Source organism: Arthrobacter sp. Ha26, assembly GCF_059091705.1.
This window is the reverse complement of sequence record NZ_JBNHGX010000005.1, coordinates 286,011-304,043: the sequence shown is the minus strand read 5'-3', so window position 1 is coordinate 304,043 and position 18,033 is coordinate 286,011. Positions and strand designations below refer to the sequence as shown.

Annotated in this window: 16 protein-coding genes and 1 pseudogene; 12 read left to right on the top strand and 5 right to left on the bottom strand. The window is 63.7% G+C overall.

Annotated elements, in window-relative coordinates; genetic code table 11:
* The first annotated feature begins 10 nt into the window (after nt 1-10).
* The 5 genes from AC5RVY_RS14105 to AC5RVY_RS14085 all read left to right on the top strand — a co-directional run bounded on the left by AC5RVY_RS14105 (nt 11) and on the right by AC5RVY_RS14085 (nt 6,228).
* Nucleotides 11-1,993, top strand: a complete 1,983-nt coding sequence (locus AC5RVY_RS14105; RefSeq protein WP_493955330.1) for a glycoside hydrolase family 13 protein — start codon at nt 11-13, stop codon at nt 1,991-1,993.
* A 41-nt stretch (nt 1,994-2,034) separates the two neighbouring features.
* Nucleotides 2,035-3,723, top strand: coding sequence for a glycoside hydrolase family 13 protein (locus AC5RVY_RS14100; protein WP_493955329.1), 1,689 nt, complete (start codon nt 2,035-2,037; stop codon nt 3,721-3,723).
* A gap of 314 nt (nt 3,724-4,037) precedes the next feature.
* Nucleotides 4,038-4,916: a polyphosphate--glucose phosphotransferase gene (ppgK, locus tag AC5RVY_RS14095; RefSeq protein WP_493955328.1), complete on the top strand. Its 879-nt coding sequence runs from the start codon at nt 4,038-4,040 to the stop codon at nt 4,914-4,916.
* A 40-nt stretch (nt 4,917-4,956) separates the two neighbouring features.
* Nucleotides 4,957-5,982: an ATP-dependent 6-phosphofructokinase gene (locus AC5RVY_RS14090; protein ID WP_493955327.1), complete on the top strand. Its 1,026-nt coding sequence runs from the start codon at nt 4,957-4,959 to the stop codon at nt 5,980-5,982.
* Nucleotides 5,983-6,000: 18 nt separating this feature from the next.
* A complete protein-coding gene (locus tag AC5RVY_RS14085; protein ID WP_493955326.1) occupies nt 6,001-6,228 on the top strand; it encodes a hypothetical protein in 228 nt (75 codons plus the stop codon).
* A 278-nt stretch (nt 6,229-6,506) separates the two neighbouring features.
* Here the strand turns inward: AC5RVY_RS14085 and AC5RVY_RS14080 are convergent, their stop codons facing one another.
* Complete coding sequence (locus AC5RVY_RS14080; RefSeq protein WP_493955325.1) at nt 6,507-6,971, bottom strand: DUF8821 family protein; 465 nt, start codon at nt 6,969-6,971, stop codon at nt 6,507-6,509.
* Nucleotides 6,972-6,998: 27 nt separating this feature from the next.
* Nucleotides 6,999-8,864 carry a dihydroxy-acid dehydratase gene (gene ilvD / locus AC5RVY_RS14075; RefSeq protein ID WP_493955324.1) on the bottom strand — a complete coding sequence of 622 codons (1,866 nt, stop codon included), beginning with the start codon at nt 8,862-8,864 and terminating at the stop codon, nt 6,999-7,001.
* Between the two features lie 87 nt (nt 8,865-8,951).
* On the opposite strand from ilvD, the gene AC5RVY_RS14070 reads away from it, so the two are divergent.
* Nucleotides 8,952-9,791 (top strand): helix-turn-helix transcriptional regulator, encoded by an 840-nt coding sequence (locus AC5RVY_RS14070; protein WP_493955323.1) that lies wholly within the window; start codon nt 8,952-8,954, stop codon nt 9,789-9,791.
* Nucleotides 9,792-9,821: 30 nt separating this feature from the next.
* Here AC5RVY_RS14070 and AC5RVY_RS14065 read toward each other — a convergent pair whose 3' ends face one another.
* The 3 genes from AC5RVY_RS14065 to AC5RVY_RS14055 all read right to left on the bottom strand — a co-directional run bounded on the left by AC5RVY_RS14065 (nt 9,822) and on the right by AC5RVY_RS14055 (nt 12,081).
* Complete coding sequence (locus AC5RVY_RS14065) at nt 9,822-10,400, bottom strand: hemerythrin domain-containing protein (protein WP_493955322.1); 579 nt, start codon at nt 10,398-10,400, stop codon at nt 9,822-9,824.
* A gap of 129 nt (nt 10,401-10,529) precedes the next feature.
* Nucleotides 10,530-10,943, bottom strand: a complete 414-nt coding sequence (locus AC5RVY_RS14060) for a CBU_0592 family membrane protein (protein ID WP_493955321.1) — start codon at nt 10,941-10,943, stop codon at nt 10,530-10,532.
* A 226-nt stretch (nt 10,944-11,169) separates the two neighbouring features.
* Complete coding sequence (locus AC5RVY_RS14055) at nt 11,170-12,081, bottom strand: aldose-1-epimerase (RefSeq protein WP_493955320.1); 912 nt, start codon at nt 12,079-12,081, stop codon at nt 11,170-11,172.
* 411 nt (nt 12,082-12,492) lie between these two features.
* Here AC5RVY_RS14055 and AC5RVY_RS14050 point away from each other — a divergent pair, with 411 nt between their 5' ends.
* The 6 genes and pseudogenes from AC5RVY_RS14050 to AC5RVY_RS14025 all read left to right on the top strand — a co-directional run bounded on the left by AC5RVY_RS14050 (nt 12,493) and on the right by AC5RVY_RS14025 (nt 18,025).
* Complete coding sequence (locus tag AC5RVY_RS14050) at nt 12,493-13,524, top strand: aldo/keto reductase (protein WP_493955319.1); 1,032 nt, start codon at nt 12,493-12,495, stop codon at nt 13,522-13,524.
* A gap of 75 nt (nt 13,525-13,599) precedes the next feature.
* Nucleotides 13,600-14,049: a helix-turn-helix transcriptional regulator gene (locus AC5RVY_RS14045; RefSeq protein ID WP_493955318.1), complete on the top strand. Its 450-nt coding sequence runs from the start codon at nt 13,600-13,602 to the stop codon at nt 14,047-14,049.
* A complete protein-coding gene (locus AC5RVY_RS14040) occupies nt 14,046-14,468 on the top strand; it encodes a VOC family protein (protein WP_493955317.1) in 423 nt (140 codons plus the stop codon). The genes AC5RVY_RS14045 and AC5RVY_RS14040 overlap by 4 nt, the downstream gene beginning before the upstream one ends.
* An 89-nt stretch (nt 14,469-14,557) precedes the next feature.
* The gene (locus AC5RVY_RS14035; RefSeq protein WP_493955316.1) at nt 14,558-16,963 is read left to right on the top strand and encodes an ATP-binding cassette domain-containing protein; all 2,406 of its coding nucleotides are present in this window, start codon (nt 14,558-14,560) and stop codon (nt 16,961-16,963) included.
* Between the two features lie 2 nt (nt 16,964-16,965).
* Nucleotides 16,966-17,403, top strand: coding sequence for a VOC family protein (locus tag AC5RVY_RS14030; protein ID WP_493955315.1), 438 nt, complete (start codon nt 16,966-16,968; stop codon nt 17,401-17,403).
* Nucleotides 17,404-17,453: 50 nt separating this feature from the next.
* Nucleotides 17,454-18,025, top strand: a pseudogene (locus AC5RVY_RS14025) (MOSC domain-containing protein).
* The last annotated feature ends 8 nt before the right edge of the window (nt 18,026-18,033 follow it).

Sequence of the window (18,033 nt, the reverse complement as noted above, 5' to 3'; positions counted from 1 at the left end):
TCCAGCAGCCATGACCTACGAAGTCCCCCACCACGATGGGTCGACCCTCTACATCTCCGACCCCACACCCTCGATCGGCAGCACCGTGCAGATCAGGCTCCGGGTCCCCGCAGGCTACGGAGAACCGCAGCAGGTGTTCCTTCGGTCAATGCATGACGGGGAGCCGCGGTTCACACCCTGCAACCCCCTCAGCACAGACGGGAATAACCCATATGGAGAAACCTGGACCTGGTGGGAGGCAACCCTTGAAGTAACCAACGCCGAACTCAAATACCGCTTTCTCATCCAACCTCACAGCACAGCAACGCCCCGGTGGCAGTGGCTAAACGCCGAAGGCCTCCACGACCAGGACACCCCCGACCACCACGACTACCGCCTTGTGTGCCACGCTCCTGCGCCGGCCTGGCTGGCGCACTCGGTGATCTACCAGATCTTCCCTGACCGGTACGCCCGATCGAAAGCTGCAGACGAGCGTCCGGTTCCTGCCTGGGCCCTGCCCTGTGCGTGGAACCAGGCAGTAGAACCCACCGGACCCGCCACCGCCCGCCAGTTCTTTGGTGGAGACCTGGACGGCATCACCGGGAAACTCGACCACATCCAGCGCCTTGGCGCGACAGTCCTGTACCTCACACCCTTCTTCCCCGCCACGTCGAATCACAGGTACGACGCGGCAACCTTCACCAGCGTCGACCCGGCCCTGGGCGGAGACGAAGCGCTGATCCGGCTCACAAAAGCCGCCCACGCACGAGGGCTGAAAGTCATTGGAGACCTAACGCTGAACCACTCAGGTTCCAGCCATCAATGGTTCAAACAAGCGGCAAAAGATCCACTGTCGCCGGAAGCTGGCTTCTACTACTTCTCCTCCGATCACACAAACTATGCCTGCTGGCTTGGCGTCCCCAGCCTGCCCAAATTCAACTGGCAATCATCCGAACTGAGGCGCCGCCTCATCAGCGGCGAAACTTCCGTCCTTCAACACTGGCTCAAACCCCCCTTCAACCTGGACGGCTGGAGAATCGACGTCGGGAACATGACGGGCCGGCACGGCGCGGACGATATGAACCATGAAATAGCCAGCCTCGTAATGGACACGGTGCGTAAAGTGAATCCCGATGCCGCCCTCCTGGCAGAAAGCACCAACGACACCGGCCTGGATTTCAAAGGTGACACGTGGCATGGGGCCATGACGTACTCCAATTTCACCCGCCCGCTCTGGCAATGGCTTACCAACGGTGAAACCAATACAAACTTCTTCGGCGCCCCCATGCCTTCGCCTCCCCCAGCGACGGCTCAGGAATTCGTAGAAACATACCGGACCTTCACCGCACCCCTTCCCTGGCGGGTCCGCACTCAAAACATGAACGCCGCGAACACCCATGACACCGCACGGGCCACGACCGTTCTCATTCCCGGCGGGCAGACCATCAGCCTCGGTCTGATGTTCAGCTTGCCCGGTGTCCCCACCCTCTTCGCAGGCGATGAATTCGGACTGGCCGGCATCAACGGGGAAGACGCCCGAACGCCCATACCCTGGGATGATCCCCAACGAATTCCCCACGACCTCAGGGAAGACATCACCCGTCTTGCACAACTGCGTCAGAAGCACACCGCACTACGCACCGGATCACTGCGATGGCTCCACGCGGACCGTGATGCTCTTGCCTTCATCCGTGAGGACACCGAAGCTAGCGTCCTGGTAGTTGCATCACGGGCCGCTTTCAGCGAGGTACGGATCAAAGCCTCCCTCCTTCACCCCGAGGGGGCAACGACACCGCTCACCAGCTGCTGGGCATGGGGCACCCTAAAGACCGTCCGTAGCGGCGGCGACCTGACCTTCACGGCTTCCGGGCCTTCAGTGCAATGGCTCCGGCTCCCCGGCATCCAAACACCGACCAAATCTGAGGGGATGGACCTTCACGCCATCCTGACTACCCCAGGCACTCCCGACATCACCCGCACCGAGAACCCGCTCATCCGAAAGGTTGTCCTTTGAACCGCACCAATTCCCTCCTAGACCTGGCCCAAAGGGACAAAATGTCTGACCCGAACTGGTGGCGACAAGCAGCCGTCTACCAGATTTACCCCCGCAGTTTCGCCGACTCCAACGGAGACGGCATCGGTGACCTCGCCGGCATCACCTCCCGCGTCCCATACCTCAAAGCCCTCGGCATCGACGCCGTCTGGCTCAGCCCCTTCTACCCGTCAGCCCTGGCCGACGGCGGCTACGACGTTGACGATTACCGCAACGTCGATCCCAAGTTGGGAACGCTCGAAGACTTTGATGAGATGTGCGCCGCCCTCCACGACGCCGGGATCAAACTGATCGTCGACATTGTGCCCAACCACAGCTCCAACCGGCACGAATGGTTCCAGGAAGCCCTGGCTGCACCGAAAGGCTCCCCTGCCCGCGACCGCTACATCTTCCATGACGGAAACGGCCCCGATGGTGCAGAACCGCCCTCGGACTGGGAATCGGTGTTCGGCGGCAGCGCATGGGAACGCGTCCCGGACGGTCAGTGGTACCTCCACCTCTTCGCACCCGAACAACCCGACCTTAACTGGCACAACCAAGAAGTCCGGGAGGACTTCCTAAAAACCCTGCGCTTCTGGGCTGACCGCGGCGCCGACGGATTCCGGATAGATGTCGCCCACGGAATCGCTAAAGACATGACATACCCCCTCGCACCCTGGTCCGATCTTGGCCAGATGGGCGACCTGCTCGAAGGCAAACACCCATTCTGGGACCGTGAAGAAGTCCACGAGATCTACGCGCAGTGGAGGAAACTCTTCAACGAGTACCAGCCACCACGCTCTGCCGTCGCAGAGGCGATGGTCCACCCAACCCAACGCGCAAAATACGCCAGTCCCGAAGGTCTGGGCCAAGCTTTCAACTTCGACCTGCTCGAAGCCGAATGGAGCGCCGAACAGTTCAGCACCATCATCACCGCAAACCTTCGCCTGGCCCAGGAGTCAGGAGCCTCATCCACATGGGTGCTCTCCAACCACGACGTCATCCGGCACGCCACACGCTACGGGATCACCCCCAAGGGCACTCAAAGCCCAACCGAAGCCGGACGGAACTGGCTGGTAAACGGCGGGACGGAAAACGACTTGAACCGCGCCCTGGGCCTGCAGCGGGCCAAGGCAGCAACCCTGCTCATGCTCGCCTTACCCGGTTCCGCCTACCTGTACCAGGGCGAGGAACTCGGCCTGCACGAAGTAGCGGAAATCCCCGACGAAGCGCGCCAGGACCCCGTATTCCGCCGGAAGCCAGGCATCGACGTTGGCCGGGACGGATGCCGCGTACCCATCCCCTGGACACCGGCCGGCCGTTCCTTCGGTTTCGGACCCGGTCCAAGCCACCTCCCCCAGCCGGACTGGTTCCGGGACTACAGCGTGCAAATCCAGGACACTGCAGAAAACTCCACCCTCGCCCTGTACCGCAAAGCGCTGGACCTGCGCGAACAACTGCAAATAAAGGAAGACTTGGACTGGGTCAGTAGCCCTGACGGCGTGCTTCACTTCGCCCGTCACGAAGGCTGGCAATCCATCACAAACTTCACTGAGCATCCCGTACCGCTGCCCGAAGGGACCGTGGCTCTGAGCAGCGGACCCATTACAACCGGGATGCTCCCTCCCAACACCACCGTATGGCTGATCTATAACACATGTGATGCAGCAATCACAAGGACCAAGTTGGTTGATATGGCGGTCCGGTACTAGCCACTGACAGTGCCTGTTGTTACACCCCGGACTGCCTCAGCCCCTCTTGCTCGAAGCAGATTCCGTGCCCCGCTCGGAGCCGCCACTGCTTGGCTCCAAACTAGCTTGACGAGACAAGGATGCCTCCCCGGCGCACGGGCGCCGGGGAGGCATCTCCAGGTGATCAGCACTGACACCGCGGGGCACAGGACTTCCCAGAGCGCCCGTCCCTGAACCCATCGGCTTGCTGGTCGTCGAGTTTGAAAGTTCGACGTCCCGATCCCGCCGGGAACTGAGCATCCCCGACATGACCTCCATGCCCATGCAAAGGAAACATGATGACGCCACCTTCGACTGCAACCACCGGCGTGCCGCCACACCTGCCAAGCAACGGCGGAGCCACATTGGGAAGAACGCTCCAAGGCAACGCTCCTCTAATCGGCATCGACATTGGTGGCACGGGGATCAAGGGAAGCATCGTTGACCCACGGACCGGCGCGGTTCTTTGTGAAACCATTTGCGTACCCACTCCCCGCCCCGCCAGCCCGGACGCCGTCGCCGAGGCAGTGGCACTTGTCGTGAAAGAGCTTTCGGCATGCCCCAACTCGCCGGAGCCCGCATCGCCGCTCGGTGTTACATTTCCTGGCATCATCCAACACGGTGTAGTGCACTCCGCTGCCAACCTGGACAGCGCCTGGCTGGGCACGGATATCGACTCACTGCTGACAGCCCGGCTGAAGCGGCCTGTAAAAGTCATTAACGACGCCGACGCTGCCGGCCTCGCTGAAGCACAATACGGCGCCGGTCATGGCGTAGCAGGCACCGTGTTGATCATTACCTTGGGCACAGGGATAGGCTCAGCCTTCATCTTCGACGGCAGACTAATCCCGAACGCCGAGCTTGGACACCTGGAAATCGACGGATTCGAGGCGGAGTCTAAAGCTTCTGCTGTGGCTCGTGAGCGGGACGGCCTGTCCTGGGCGGAGTACGGCGCCAAGTTGCAGCGCTACTTCTCTCACCTGGAATTCCTGTTCTCCCCAGAGCTCTTCATCGTCGGCGGCGGGATTTCGGTACGCGCCAGCGAGTATCTCCCAGGCCTAAAGCTCCGCACCCCTATCGTCCCCGCGGTCTTCCGCAATGAAGCAGGCATCGTAGGCACAGTACTGCACATGAGCCAACGGCAAAACAACACGCTCGAGCTCCAGGCCAATTAACGGAAACAACCACAGTTAAAAGAACGGCTCTCAAAGAACTATGAGAATTGGAATCCTTACCAGCGGTGGCGACTGCCCCGGACTGAATGCGGTCATCCGCGGCGCCGTACTGAAAGGCCTCGCCATTCACGGCCACGAGTTCGTGGGTTTCCTTGACGGCTGGCGCGGCGTTGTGGAGGGCGACATCATCGACATTCCCCGCACCATGGTCCGCGGTATCGCCAAGCAGGGCGGCACCATCCTTGGCACCTCCCGCACCAACCCCTTTGAAAACGGCGGCGGGCCCGAGGTCATCAAAGCCCACATGGACCGCCTGGGCATTGATGCCATTATCGCCATCGGCGGTGAGGGAACCCTGGCTGCTGCCAAGCGTCTGACCGACGCCGGGCTGAAGATCGTGGGCGTGCCCAAGACAGTGGACAACGACCTCGACGCCACGGACTATACGTTCGGTTTCGACACCGCCGTGCAGATCGCTACGGAAGCCATTGACCGGCTCCGCACCACCGGCGAATCACACCACCGCTGCATGATCGCCGAAGTCATGGGCCGGCACGTTGGCTGGATCGCGTTGCACGCCGGCATGGCCGCAGGCGCCCACGCAATCCTCATCCCAGAGCAGAAGGTCAGCATCGACCAGATCACCCAATGGGTGAAGGAAGCCCACGCCCGCGGCCGCGCACCCCTGGTCGTTGTCGCCGAGGGCTTCGTTCCCGAACATTTGAATGAGGCCCATTCCGAACGAGGCCTGGACCCCTTTGGCCGGCCCCGCCTGGGCGGCATCGCCGACCAGCTCGCCCCGGAACTCGAAGCCCGCACCGGCATCGAAACCCGCGCCACCATCCTCGGCCACATCCAGCGCGGCGGCGTACCGTCCGCCTTCGACCGCGTCCTCGCCACCCGGCTGGGCATGGCCGCCATCGACTCCGTGGTGGAAGGCTACTGGGGCACCATGGTCGCCCTCAAAGGCACCGAGATCCAGCACGTCGGCTTCCAGGAAGCCCTCGGCCAGCTCAAAACCGTCCCGAAGAAGCGGTACGACGAAGCCGCTGTGCTGTTCGGCTAAGACCGAGCTCGTTGTGAGATGGGGCCGGAAGAACTGGAGATTCTGCTGTTGCTTAGCCCCGGTGATCCCGTCGAAGCGCAGGATCACCGGACCGGTCACCGGCGGCGTGGAACAGTCGATATCGTCGCGCCCGAGCAAATCAAGTTCTGGATGTATGCCGAGCTCGGCGAACGAAAACTAATTGATGCACAGGTAGACACCATCAGGAAGGTGACTGGTCGCACTTGCAGCGACGACGGAATCTGAGAGTTTGGAGCCGAAATCCTTCGGGACAGACCCACTTCCGCTTGGGAGAGAGATTGACCGCATGTTCCTCCATCCGAAGTCGCCCACTTCGCGCCATAGAAGTGACCGTCAGTCAGTCAGAGTTACACCCCAACCTGACGTCAGGCAGCACAGGAAAAGAGCGTCAGAATAGGGCTGAAAAGGCGTTTACTTACAGACTGCAGCAAACCGTCAAGACCTCAACCTGACAGAGGAATGCCACGAGAAAACCGGAGACCGCTCCCCACAAAGCGAGTGGATCAGTACTCGCCCTTGATCACAAAGTACGAGCCCCGGATGGTGCCGGCGAGCTTCGATTTCTGTCGTGCGAACTTGAAGCTGGACGCCAGTTCCTCCGGAACCTCCATGCCGTCGGAAAGCTTGAAGCCGACTGCCCTCTTCGCCCCCTCCTCGAGGCCGTACATCACGTTGATGGCCAGGCCGGACTCGTAGAACACGTACGCCATCCGCAGCCCGTCCACCTCGAAGGAAGATACTTCGAGCGGTCGGGACGCGATGACCAGATTGCGCTCGGCGGAGAGGATCCGGTGCACATACTCGACCGTCTCGGGAGCCTCCTCCGCGGACGTGACCGTGAAGTCGTGGTCGTACTTGTTCTTGTAGTAGCGCGCCTCGTTGACGCGCAGTCCCGCCAGCGCCTCAGAAACGGGCGATGATTCCAGGCCAACGGTGGACACGTTCTTGAAATCTACGGTGTACGGCATGCATCCTCCTGTAAGTTCCAGCGCAGCCTACACGAGGTTCTCCACCAGCGAGACGTCCCGCACCGCACCCTTGTCGGCAGACAGTGCCATGGCGGCGTAGGCACGCAGCGCCGGGGAAACCAGGCGGTCCCGGTTCTTGGGCTTAAACCCGCCGTTGACCAGGAGTTTTTCGCGGCGTTCCGCGAGGACCTCGTCGGAGACCTGCAGCTGAAGGGAGCGCCGTGTGATGTCGATGCTGATGATGTCGCCGTCCTCCACCAGGGCGATCGTGCCGCCGGACGCAGCCTCCGGCGAGATGTGCCCAATCGACAGGCCCGAGGTGCCGCCGGAGAAACGGCCGTCCGTAATGAGGGCGCACTTTTTGCCCAGGCCGCGGCCCTTGAGGAACGACGTCGGGTACAGCATTTCCTGCATGCCCGGACCACCGCGCGGACCTTCGTAGCGGATTACCACCACGTCGCCTTCCTTGACGCCCTTGTTCAGGATCTTCTCCACGGCTTCGTCCTGGGACTCGCACACAACGGCCGGGCCCTCGAAGGTCCAGATGGACTCGTCCACGCCGGCAGTCTTCACCACGGCGCCGTCGATGGCCACGTTGCCGCGGAGCACGGCCAGTCCGCCGTCCTTGGAGTAGGCATGCTCCACCGCGCGGATGCAGCCTTCCGCGGCGTCGGTGTCCAGGGAGGTCCACTCGTTCGACTGGGAGAACGCGGTGGACGAACGGACGCCGCCGGGAGCTGCGTGCCACAGCGCCTTCGCTTCTTCAGTGGCTTTGCCGCCGCGGATGTCCCAGTCGTCCAGCCAGCCGTCCAGGTCCGCGGAGTGCACGGAATGGACATCCTTGTGCAGGAGCCCGCCGCGGTTCAGCTCGCCCAGCAGGGCGGGGATGCCGCCGGCGCGGTGCACGTCCTCCATGTAGTAGGTCTTGTCCTTGGCAACGTTCGGGGCCACCTTGGCCAGGCAGGGCACCTGGCGCGACTTGGCGTCCATCTCGGCCAGTCCGTAGTCCACCCCCGCCTCCTGGGCCGCGGCCAGCAGGTGCAGGATGGTGTTGGTGGAGCCGCCCATGGAGATGTCCAGGGCCATGGCGTTGTCGAAGGCCTTCGCGGTAGCGATGGAGCGCGGCAGCACGGAGTCGTCGTCGCCGTCGTAATAGCGCTTTACGAGTTCGACGACGGTGGCGCCCGCCTTCTCGTACAGCGCCTTGCGGGCGGTGTGGGTCGCGAGCACGGAGCCGTTGCCGGGCAGGGCCAGGCCGATGGCCTCGGCGAGGCAGTTCATGGAGTTGGCCGTGAACATGCCCGAGCAGGAGCCGCAGGTGGGGCAGGCATTCTCTTCGATGAGGTTGATGTCAGCATCGGAGATGGACTCGTCCACTGCGTCGGCAATTGCGTTCACCAGGTCCAAGGAGCGCACGGACCCGTCGGTCAGGGTCACACGGCCTGCCTCCATGGGACCCCCGGAAACGAACACAACGGGGATGTTCAGGCGCAGGGCCGCCATGAGCATGCCCGGGGTGATCTTGTCGCAGTTCGAGATGCAGACCAGTGCATCGGCGCAGTGTGCGTTGACCATGTACTCCACGGAGTCGGCGATCAGGTCGCGGGAAGGCAGCGAGTACAGCATGCCGCTGTGGCCCATGGCGATGCCGTCGTCCACGGCAATGGTGTTGAACTCGCGCGGCACCGCTCCGGCGGCGAGGATCGCGTCCGAGACGATCCGGCCCACCGGAGCCAGATGGGTGTGGCCTGGGACGAACTCGGTGAAGGAATTGGCGACGGCGATGATCGGCTTGCCGATGTCCGAGTTGGCGACGCCGGAAGCGCGCAGCAGTGCGCGGGCGCCGGCCATGTTGCGGCCATGGGTGACAGTGCGGGAACGAAGAGGAGGCATGCTACCGATCCTGCCGTCTCCGCCGCACGGGCGGAAGACAGTGCTGATACTAGTAGTGAGAGTAACAGGGTACTAGTGTTAGGTGCCGTGAAAGAGGCCGGGGACAAACGCAAGGAACTGGGCCTTTTCCTGCGCGCACGCCGGGACCAGGCGCTTCGGTCCGAGTACGGATTGCCGCCGGTAGCCCGCCGGCGCGAGCGGGGGTTGCGGCGGGAGGAAGTCGCCTTTCTTTCGGGGGTCAGCGTCACCTGGTACACCTGGCTTGAACAGGGCCGGGACATCAGGCCTTCGCGGGAAGTCCTGGAGGCCGTGGCCCGGACCCTGCACCTCTCGGAAACCGGGCGTTCGTATGTCCTGTCGCTGGCCGGCTATTCCGCGCCGGCAACCGCGCGCCCGGAAGCCGTCGACGCTCCCGCCCACATCCAACGCCTCCTCGACGCATTAGGCCCCAACCCCGCCTTCGCGCTGGCACCGGACTGGAGCGTCACGGGCTGGAACCGGGCCTACGCCGCGCTCTATCCGAACATCGCGAACGTTGCCGCCCCGGAACGGAACCTGCTCTGGCTGGTCTTCACCGATCCGTACGTCCGGGAGCTGCTCCCCGACTGGGACGTCACCAGCAGGCGGTTCCTGGCCGAGTTCCGGGCCGAAGCCGGGCAGCGTCTGGGCGATCCGGACGTGGCCTACCAGGTGGAGCGGCTCAAGGAAACGAGTCCAGAGTTTAAGGAAGGCTGGGACCGGTACGACATCCTCGGCTTCGAATCCCGCGAACGCCTCTTCCACCACCCGTCGGTAGGCGTGCTCCGGCTGGAACACCACCAAGTCTCACCCTCAGACCGGCCCGACCTGCATCTTGTGGTCTACACCCCCGTGCCCGGCAGCGACGCGGCGGAGCAGATCCAGCGGCTTCTCTCGGCCGGCAGCTGAGTCCTCGAAAGGGCTGCCTCTCCGCCCGGCCTACGATTCAGTGTGCCTTCCGGTGAGCTTGTCCAGGATCCGGTCCACCATACCTACCCCCGGCCCCAGGGTTTTGTGGAACAACTCCGAATGCGGTGCGCTCGGATGCGGCCTGGTGGGTGCCAGCTTCTTCGCTTTCTCCACCTTTTCACCAATGTCGACGAGTTTCTCGCGGGGGATGTGCAGGCGGAGTTTGGGAAACTGCTCGGATTCCTCGTCGTTAGCGTGATGCGTCAGCTGTGCCTCGAGCTCATCGACCAGCTCCATAAAAGCCTGTTCCGAAGGCTCCACCTTCTCCAGCCGCTTCATCAGCTTGACGATATCGTCGTGCTCCTTCTTGTCATGCTCCACCTCGTCCTTGCCGTTGGGCACGTGGTCCTCCATGGCGGGGTACACGTACATTTCCTCGGCAACAGCATGGCGCATGACCTCAGCAATCAACGTGTCCGCCAGGTCCCTGCGCTCACCCTCGTCCGGCGTGCTTTTGATTTGCCCGATCAGTGCAACCATGTCCTGGTGATCACTGGTCAGGATGTCCACGACGTCCACATTCGTTCCGGCGGAATTGGTATCACTCATGAGCTGGCCCTCCTCCTGGATCGCTCGCTGAAAGCGAGGTAAGACGGTCAAATTACCACGGCGCCAACACTTGGTACAGAGGTGGAATCCCCTGTACCGGGCATACACGGAGGGGCCCAACGCCCAGGGTCAGCAGGGCACCCCAGCCGGCCTGGCCGTCGTCGTGCATTCATTGGGCCGGCGGTGCGCGTCCGCCTCACCGTGAACGGAACCGGTGAGGACCTCCACCACGGCGAGCTGGCCGGTGGTGTCCGGAACGCCAGGGAATTGAACCTGCGGATCCTCCGCGGGCACCACCGGCTGCCCGCTGGTGGATCGCATCCGGACCAGCGCGATGGCGGAAATGAGGAACCAGGCAACGTTGGTCACCACCGAAGGCCAGGCCCCGTGAACTGTGCCATTGATGATGAAGGCGACGGCGCCAAAAAGGTTCGCGGTCTGGAAGCCCTTGCCGGCCTTCAGCCAGCCCATGGAAACGGCGAGGTAGGCACTAAGGATCGCCGCCGCGCCGGTCCAGCCGGCGATTTCCCACAGCAGTTCCATGGAGTCCTTTCAGGCACCTGCCGGCCAGGGGCAGGCAGTGGTGTTCACGAGATTTTGGAAGTTTTGGTGTTGCCGGGTCCCCAGGCTGGATGAGCTGGAAGGATCAGGCTTCGCCGGGACAAACCGTTGACTCGAGCCCGGACGGGCGAGGACCTCATTTGTTGGTCGGCGGGACAATCGTACTCCACTTCGGGAGCGGCTAATCCCAACCCCCGGATCTCCCGCGTCAGCCCTCCACGGCGTGGATCCGGTAGGCCAGTGAGTGTGACTGGCCCGGCTCAAGGACAACCAGGTCCTGGCCGGAATTGAAGGCGTTGGGCGGACAGGTCATGGGTTCAACAGCCAGTCCTTTTCGGTCCCGCAGTTCTCCTGAATAGAGCTGCATCCAGGGTGCCTCCGTACCTGTTGATTCCACCACCGCCGAAAGTTTCAGGGCGGGGTTGCGCAAACTGACCTCCCAGGTCCCTTCCGGGAGGGCCGTGAAGGCGTGATCCAGCGACTGCGAAGCCACCATCCGGGCTGCGGAAAAGTCGAATTCCGTGCCTGGGACGTCCCGGAGCCCGGTGGGCTGGAGCTTTTCGTCTGTCAGGAGCACCTTGCCGGCCCGGAACGTCAACTCACAGATGGCGATGTCCTCCCCGCCCGCGGTGAGGTAGGGGTGGGACCCGCAGCCGTATGGCGCAGGTGCCTGGCCGCGGTTAGCGGCGCCAAGCTCGATATGCAGCCCGGTCTCCGCGTCCAGAGTGTAGCGGGCCGTGAGCTCAAGCTGGAACGGATAGCCAGGTTCGCCGTGCAGGAGGTGTGTGAGCAGCACCTCGGACGCTGAGCGGCGCTCCGCCTGCCAAGCGTTCCACAGTGCCAGCCCATGCAACGCGCTGCCGGTGGCCGCCTCGTTCACCGGCAGTTCATACCGCTGGCGGCCGAAGCTGTAGGTGCCGCCAGCCACTCGATTGGGCCACGGCATAAGGACCTTTCCTGCATAGGCCGGGGGCAGGCCCTCCGTTGGGAAAGGCAGGACGATGTCCCGGCCCCGGAAGGTCAGGCTCACGAGTCCGGCCCCCACGCTGGCGATAGTTGCCTCGTAGTCTCCGGTTTTAAGGACGGTCAGTTCTCCGTTGGGACCTGCGAGGGGTGGCATGGCGTTCCTTCCGGAAAGGTGCCGTCCCACAGCGAGCGGGGCAGCCTGAAGTGGGACGAGAGCGGGCGGTATCAGGGGACTCTTTTGCACATTACTGGGTAATAGGCGCTTATCTGGCCACTGCCGCTGCCGAACAACATGAAAGTTATCGACCGAATCTACGCCGCCGCAGGGTTCAGCCCCAGGCAGTGAGGATGCTCGTGGCATATCCCAGCTGGAGAGATGGTAGGACGGGGCGTCCTAGGAAAAGCAGGGACAGCAAAACCTGCTGACATTGCCGCACGAGGTGCCGTAACGTCAACAGAGTAAATCCTCAGGAAACCGGTTCCCGTGCGATGCATCGTCGCAGAGGCTTGGCGCCGTTACAACGAGGCATATCAACACCACCCCAACCGAGGACTGAGGAGCATTATGCAATACCGCACATTGGGAAACAGCGGCGCCGTCGTTGCAAACTACGCTCTGGGAACCATGACGTTCGGGGCGGAAGCCACGGAGGAAACGTCGCACGCCATCCTGGACAACTATGTTGCCGCCGGCGGCAACTTCATTGATACCGCTGATGTTTACAGCCGTGGCGTATCCGAGGAAATCATCGGACGCTGGCTCACGCGGCGGCCCGAGGCCAAGGACCGCATAGTACTGGCCACAAAGGGACGCTTCCCTATGGGTGAAACCCCGAACGATGTTGGCACGTCCCGCCGCCACCTGACGCGGGCGTTGGATGATTCCCTTCGCCGCCTGGGGGTGGAGCAGATTGACCTCTACCAAATGCACGCATGGGACCCCATAACACCGCTTGAGGAGACGCTCCGTTTCCTGCACGACTCCGTCAGCAACGGCAAGATCGCCTACTACGGGTTCTCCAACTTCCTGGGCTGGCAGCTCACCAAGGCGGTCCACCTGGCCAAGGCCCACGGTTGGAGCGCCCCCGTAACCCTCCAGCCGCAGTACAGCCTGCTGGTCCGCGAAATCGAGTCAGAGATCGTCCCGGCCTCCCTGGATGCGAAAATCGGCCTGCTGCCGTGGTCACCACTGGGCGGCGGCTGGCTCTCCGGCAAGTACAAGCGTGACGAGCCTCCCACCGGTGCTACCAGGCTCGGTGAAAACCCGGAACGGGGTATGGAGGCATGGCGGGCCCGTAACGACGACCCCCGCACCTGGGAGGTCATCGGAACAGTGGAAAAAATCGCCGCTGATCATGGTGTGAGCGCCTCGCAGGTGGCTCTGGCATGGTTGGCGGACCGGCCCGCGGTGACATCCGTGATCCTTGGCGCGCGCACCACCGGGCAACTGGCAGATAACCTTGCCGCGGCAGACCTCGAACTGACGCCGGAAGAATCGGACCGGCTGACCCAGGCCAGCCAGCCCCGCGTTGGGGTGTATCCCTATGGCCCTACGTCCCAGGAACAGCGCAGCAGGAAGATCGAAGGTGGCAGGTAACGCTCTTTTGCGCGCGCAGCCGGGGCGTTCCCCCGGCTCTGGACAAGTTCCATGCGGCGTAGCACCATCTGAAAGGTGACCACCAGCCCCCTCTCCGAGGCCCGCCTCCGTGAACTCAAGGATCTCCGGCGCGTCAAGGACCGGATCGACAGGGAGTACGCGCAGCCGCTGGACGTCGAATCCCTGGCCCGCGGCGTGCACATGTCCGCCGGGCACCTAAGCCGCCGCTTCAAGCTTGCCTACCAGGAATCGCCGTACAGCTACCTCATGACCCGCCGCATCGAGCGGGCCATGGCGCTGCTTCGCCGTGGTGACCTCTCCGTCACGGAGGTGTGCTTCGCCGTCGGCTGTTCCTCGCTGGGAACGTTCAGCACCCGCTTCAGCGAGCTGGTGGGCATGCCGCCCAGCGCCTACAAACAGGAGGCACAAAGCGCGACGGCGGGCATCCCCGCCTGCGTGGCGAAACAGGTCACCAGACCGGTCAGGAATCGAGAAGCGCCCGCTCGGGAGCCGCAACTAGCATGACTGCCATGAACAACATCACCATCTCCTCAACCTTCCTTCCCGCTACCGATCCCGACGCCTCCCTGGCTTTCTACCGCGACGCCCTGGGCTTCGAAATCCGCAACGATGTTGGCCGCGGCACCATGCGGTGGATCACCGTGGGCCCTGCAGGCCAAAAGGACGTCTCCATCGTCCTGCACCCGCCGGCCGTCGACCCCGGCATCACCGATGACGAGCGCCGCACCATCGCCGAGATGATGGCCAAAGGCACCTATGCGACCATCGTCCTGTCCTCCCCCGACGTGGACGCAGCGTTCGCCCAGGTGGAGGCGAGCGGGGCCGACGTCGTCCAGGAACCCATCGACCAGCCCTACGGAATCCGCGACTGCGCCTTCCGCGACCCAGCAGGCAACACCGTCCGGATCAACCAGCAGCCCTGAGCTGCGAGGATTGAGCCAGCCGCGCCAGGGGAGGCTGTGTGCGCCACCTCCCCCGGCACACCAATCGCAGTCCAACAGATGGAGACCCGATGAGCACGGACACCAGCACCGCCATGAACACCGATCCGCGGACCAACGGACTGCACGTCGCGGACACCCACGACCTCATCCGCGTGCAGGGCGCACGGGAAAACAATCTCAAGGACATCAGCGTCGAGCTGCCCAAGCGCCGGCTGACCGTGTTCACCGGCGTATCCGGCTCCGGCAAGAGCTCCCTGGTGTTCGCCACCATCGCTGCAGAGTCGCAGCGGATGATCAATGAGACCTACAGCGCGTTCGTCCAGGGCTTTATGCCCTCACTCGCCCGGCCCGAGGTGGACTTCCTTGAGGGTCTGACCACGGCCATCATCGTGGACCAGGAGCGGATGGGCGCCAACCCGCGCTCCACCGTAGGCACCGCCACGGATGCCAACGCGATGCTGCGCATCCTGTTCAGCCGGCTCGGCTCGCCGTACGCTGGGCCACCCACGGCCTTTTCCTTCAACGTGCCCACGCGGAAGGCCAGCGGCGTGATGTCCACGGAGAAGAGCGGCGGCCGGGTGGAAAAGGCAGTGGTCCAGCAGGCCGTCTACCTGGGCGGCATGTGCCCGCGGTGCGAGGGGATGGGTGCGGTCAGCGACATCGACCGTACGGCCCTGTACGACGACGAAAAGTCCCTCAGCGAGGGCGCGCTGCTTGTTCCGGGCTACTCGATGGACGGCTGGTACGGGCGGCTGTTCGAGGGCATGGGCCTGCCGATGGACAAGCCCATCTCGAAGTTCACGAAGAAGCAGCTGGAGACCATGCTGTACGCCGAGCCCACCAAGATCAAGGTGGAGGGCGTCAACCTGACCTTCGAGGGGATCATCCCCAAGATCCAGAAGTCCATGCTGTCCAAGGACCCCGAGGCCATGCAGCCGCACGTGCGCCGGTTCGTGGAGCGGGCCGTCACGTTCCAGACCTGCCCGGAGTGCAACGGCACCCGGCTGACCCAGCAGGCGCTGTCCTCGAAGATCAACGGCAAGAACATCGCCGAGCTGTGCCAGATGCAGATCAGCGACCTCGCCGAATGGATCCGTGGCCTCAGGGACCCCTCGGTGGCTCCCCTGCTCAAGGGCCTGCAGCACCTGCTCGACTCGTTCTCAGACATCGGCCTGGGCTACCTCAGCCTGGACCGGCCGGCCGGCACGCTGTCCGGCGGCGAGGCCCAGCGCACCAAGATGATCCGGCACCTGGGGTCATCGCTGACCGACGTTACGTACGTTTTCGATGAGCCCACCATCGGGCTGCACCCGCACGACATCGAGCGCATGAACCAGCTTCTGCTGCAGCTGCGGGACAAGGGCAACACCGTGCTGGTGGTGGAGCACAAGCCCGAGACCATCGCCATCGCAGACCACATCGTTGACCTGGGCCCGGGCGCAGGCACCACCGGCGGCAGTGTCTGTTTCGAAGGTACGGTGGAGGGCCTCCGCTCCAGTGACACCATCACCGGCCGCCACCTCGGGGACCGGGCGTCCCTGAAGGACGACGTACGGAAGGCAACCGGCGCGCTCGAGGTGCGCGGCGCATCCACGCACAACCTGCAGGCGGTGGACGTCGACATCCCCCTGGGCGTGTTGACAGTGGTGACGGGTGTGGCCGGTTCAGGCAAGAGCTCCCTGATCCACGGTTCGGTGGCCAAGCGCGAGGGCGTGGTGGTGATCGACCAGGGCGCCATCAAGGGCTCACGGCGAAGCAACCCCGCCACCTACACCGGCCTGCTGGAGCCCATCCGCAAAGCGTTCGCAAAGGCCAACGGGGTCAAGCCCGCTCTGTTCAGCTCGAACTCAGAGGGTGCCTGCCCCACCTGCAACGGAGCGGGCGTCATCTTCACCGAACTGGGCGTGATGGCAACGGTGGAGTCACCGTGCGAGGACTGCGAGGGCCGCCGCTTCCAGGCCACGGTCCTGGAATACACACTCGGCGGGAAGAACATTGCCGACGTCCTGGCGATGTCCGTGACCGAGGCCGCCGCCTTCTTCGCCGAAGGGGAAGCCAAAACACCGGCTGCCCGGACCGTCCTGGACCGGCTCGAGGATGTTGGCTTGGGCTACCTCAGCCTCGGCCAGCCGCTCACCACGCTGTCCGGCGGCGAGCGCCAGCGGCTCAAGCTCGCCACGCAGATGGCCGAGAAGGGTGACGTCTACGTCCTCGACGAACCCACCACGGGTTTGCACCTCGCCGATGTGGAGAACCTGCTGGGCCTGCTGGACCGGCTGGTTGACTCCGGCAAATCCGTGATCGTCATCGAGCACCACCAGGCGGTGATGGCGCACGCTGACTGGATCATCGACCTGGGTCCGGGAGCAGGGCACGACGGCGGGCGGATCGTTTTCGAAGGCACGCCGGCAGAGCTGGTGGCTGACGCCTCAACGCTCACCGGCAAGCACCTTGCCGCATATGTCAGTGCCTGAGTATGGCCATCAAACTGGAAAACGTCGGTATCGCCGTTCGCGATCTCGAAGCAGCCATCGCCTTTTTCACCGATCTCGGCCTTACGGTGATCGGCCGCGACACCGTCAGCGGCGAATGGACCGATACTGCCGTGGGGCTTGATGGCAACCACGCCAAGATTGCGGTGCTCCAGACTCCGGACGGTCACGGCCAGCTGGAGCTCTTCGAATACATCCATCCTGAAGCCATCGAGTCGCACCCCACCCGTCCCAACGACATCGGCATGCACCGCGTGGCCTTCTCGGTGGATGACATCGACAAAGCCCTTGAGATAGCTGCCAAACACGGGTGCCTCCCGCTGCGCGGCGTGGCAACCTATGGCGACGTCTACAAACTGACGTACCTCCGCGGCCCCAGCGGAATCCTTGTGATGCTGGCGGAGAAACTGCAGAAAGACTGACACCGGCTCTGCCGTTCGATGTCTGGCTCGCCTCAAACTACGCTGGCGGTATGGCCGAACACTACCGGTACGACGTCGAAGTCCTGCACCTGCTGGTGTCACCCGGCCATGCCTACTTTGGGCGGGCCCGGGACGGCGCTGCCGATGTTCCCACCTTTGATGCCGATTCGGCCGAGGTGGTGGCGGGCAAGGGGATCGTGGGCGACCGCTTTTTCGGCAAGGCCGCGCACATGGACGCGGCGGTGACCCTGTTCGCCGTCGAGGCCCTGGAAACCATGGCCGCCGAGCTCGAAGCCGGACCATTCAACCCGCTGGCCACGCGGCGGAACGTGATCCTCAAGGGTGCCCACCTGGCTCCGCTCCTGGGCCAGGACTTCGCGCTCGAATCCGGCGATTCCGTGGTGGAGTTCCACGGCGGCCGGCCCGCGCATCCCTGCGCCTGGATGAACGAGGTACTCGCGCCGGGAGCCCACGCCGCCATGCGCGGTCGCGGCGGAATCCGCTGCCGGGCACTTTCCAGCGGGACGCTGCACCGCGGACTGGCGGTTCTGGTCAGTCCTGTTCCGCTGGATCCGCAACAGGCCGGGTGCCTTCGCTGCTGCGGCCCGGCCGGTTGCCCTAGCTAGTCCA

Excerpts from the sequence above, each read along its gene's own strand:
- AC5RVY_RS14050 (WP_493955319.1), top strand. The coding sequence starts at position 12,493 with ATGCAATACCGCACATTGGGAAACAGCGGCGCCGTCGTTGCAAACTAC.
- AC5RVY_RS14060 (WP_493955321.1), bottom strand. The coding sequence starts at position 10,943 with ATGGAACTGCTGTGGGAAATCGCCGGCTGGACCGGCGCGGCGGCGATC.
- AC5RVY_RS14080 (WP_493955325.1), bottom strand. The coding sequence starts at position 6,971 with ATGCCGTACACCGTAGATTTCAAGAACGTGTCCACCGTTGGCCTGGAA.
- AC5RVY_RS14085 (WP_493955326.1), top strand. The coding sequence starts at position 6,001 with ATGGGGCCGGAAGAACTGGAGATTCTGCTGTTGCTTAGCCCCGGTGAT.
- ilvD (WP_493955324.1), bottom strand. The coding sequence starts at position 8,864 with ATGCCTCCTCTTCGTTCCCGCACTGTCACCCATGGCCGCAACATGGCC.
- AC5RVY_RS14055 (WP_493955320.1), bottom strand. The coding sequence starts at position 12,081 with ATGCCACCCCTCGCAGGTCCCAACGGAGAACTGACCGTCCTTAAAACC.
- AC5RVY_RS14035 (WP_493955316.1), top strand. The coding sequence starts at position 14,558 with ATGAGCACGGACACCAGCACCGCCATGAACACCGATCCGCGGACCAAC.
- AC5RVY_RS14105 (WP_493955330.1), top strand. The coding sequence starts at position 11 with ATGACCTACGAAGTCCCCCACCACGATGGGTCGACCCTCTACATCTCC.
- AC5RVY_RS14065 (WP_493955322.1), bottom strand. The coding sequence starts at position 10,400 with ATGAGTGATACCAATTCCGCCGGAACGAATGTGGACGTCGTGGACATC.
- AC5RVY_RS14090 (WP_493955327.1), top strand. The coding sequence starts at position 4,957 with ATGAGAATTGGAATCCTTACCAGCGGTGGCGACTGCCCCGGACTGAAT.
- AC5RVY_RS14100 (WP_493955329.1), top strand. The coding sequence starts at position 2,035 with ATGTCTGACCCGAACTGGTGGCGACAAGCAGCCGTCTACCAGATTTAC.
- AC5RVY_RS14030 (WP_493955315.1), top strand. The coding sequence starts at position 16,966 with ATGGCCATCAAACTGGAAAACGTCGGTATCGCCGTTCGCGATCTCGAA.
- AC5RVY_RS14040 (WP_493955317.1), top strand. The coding sequence starts at position 14,046 with ATGACTGCCATGAACAACATCACCATCTCCTCAACCTTCCTTCCCGCT.
- ppgK (WP_493955328.1), top strand. The coding sequence starts at position 4,038 with ATGATGACGCCACCTTCGACTGCAACCACCGGCGTGCCGCCACACCTG.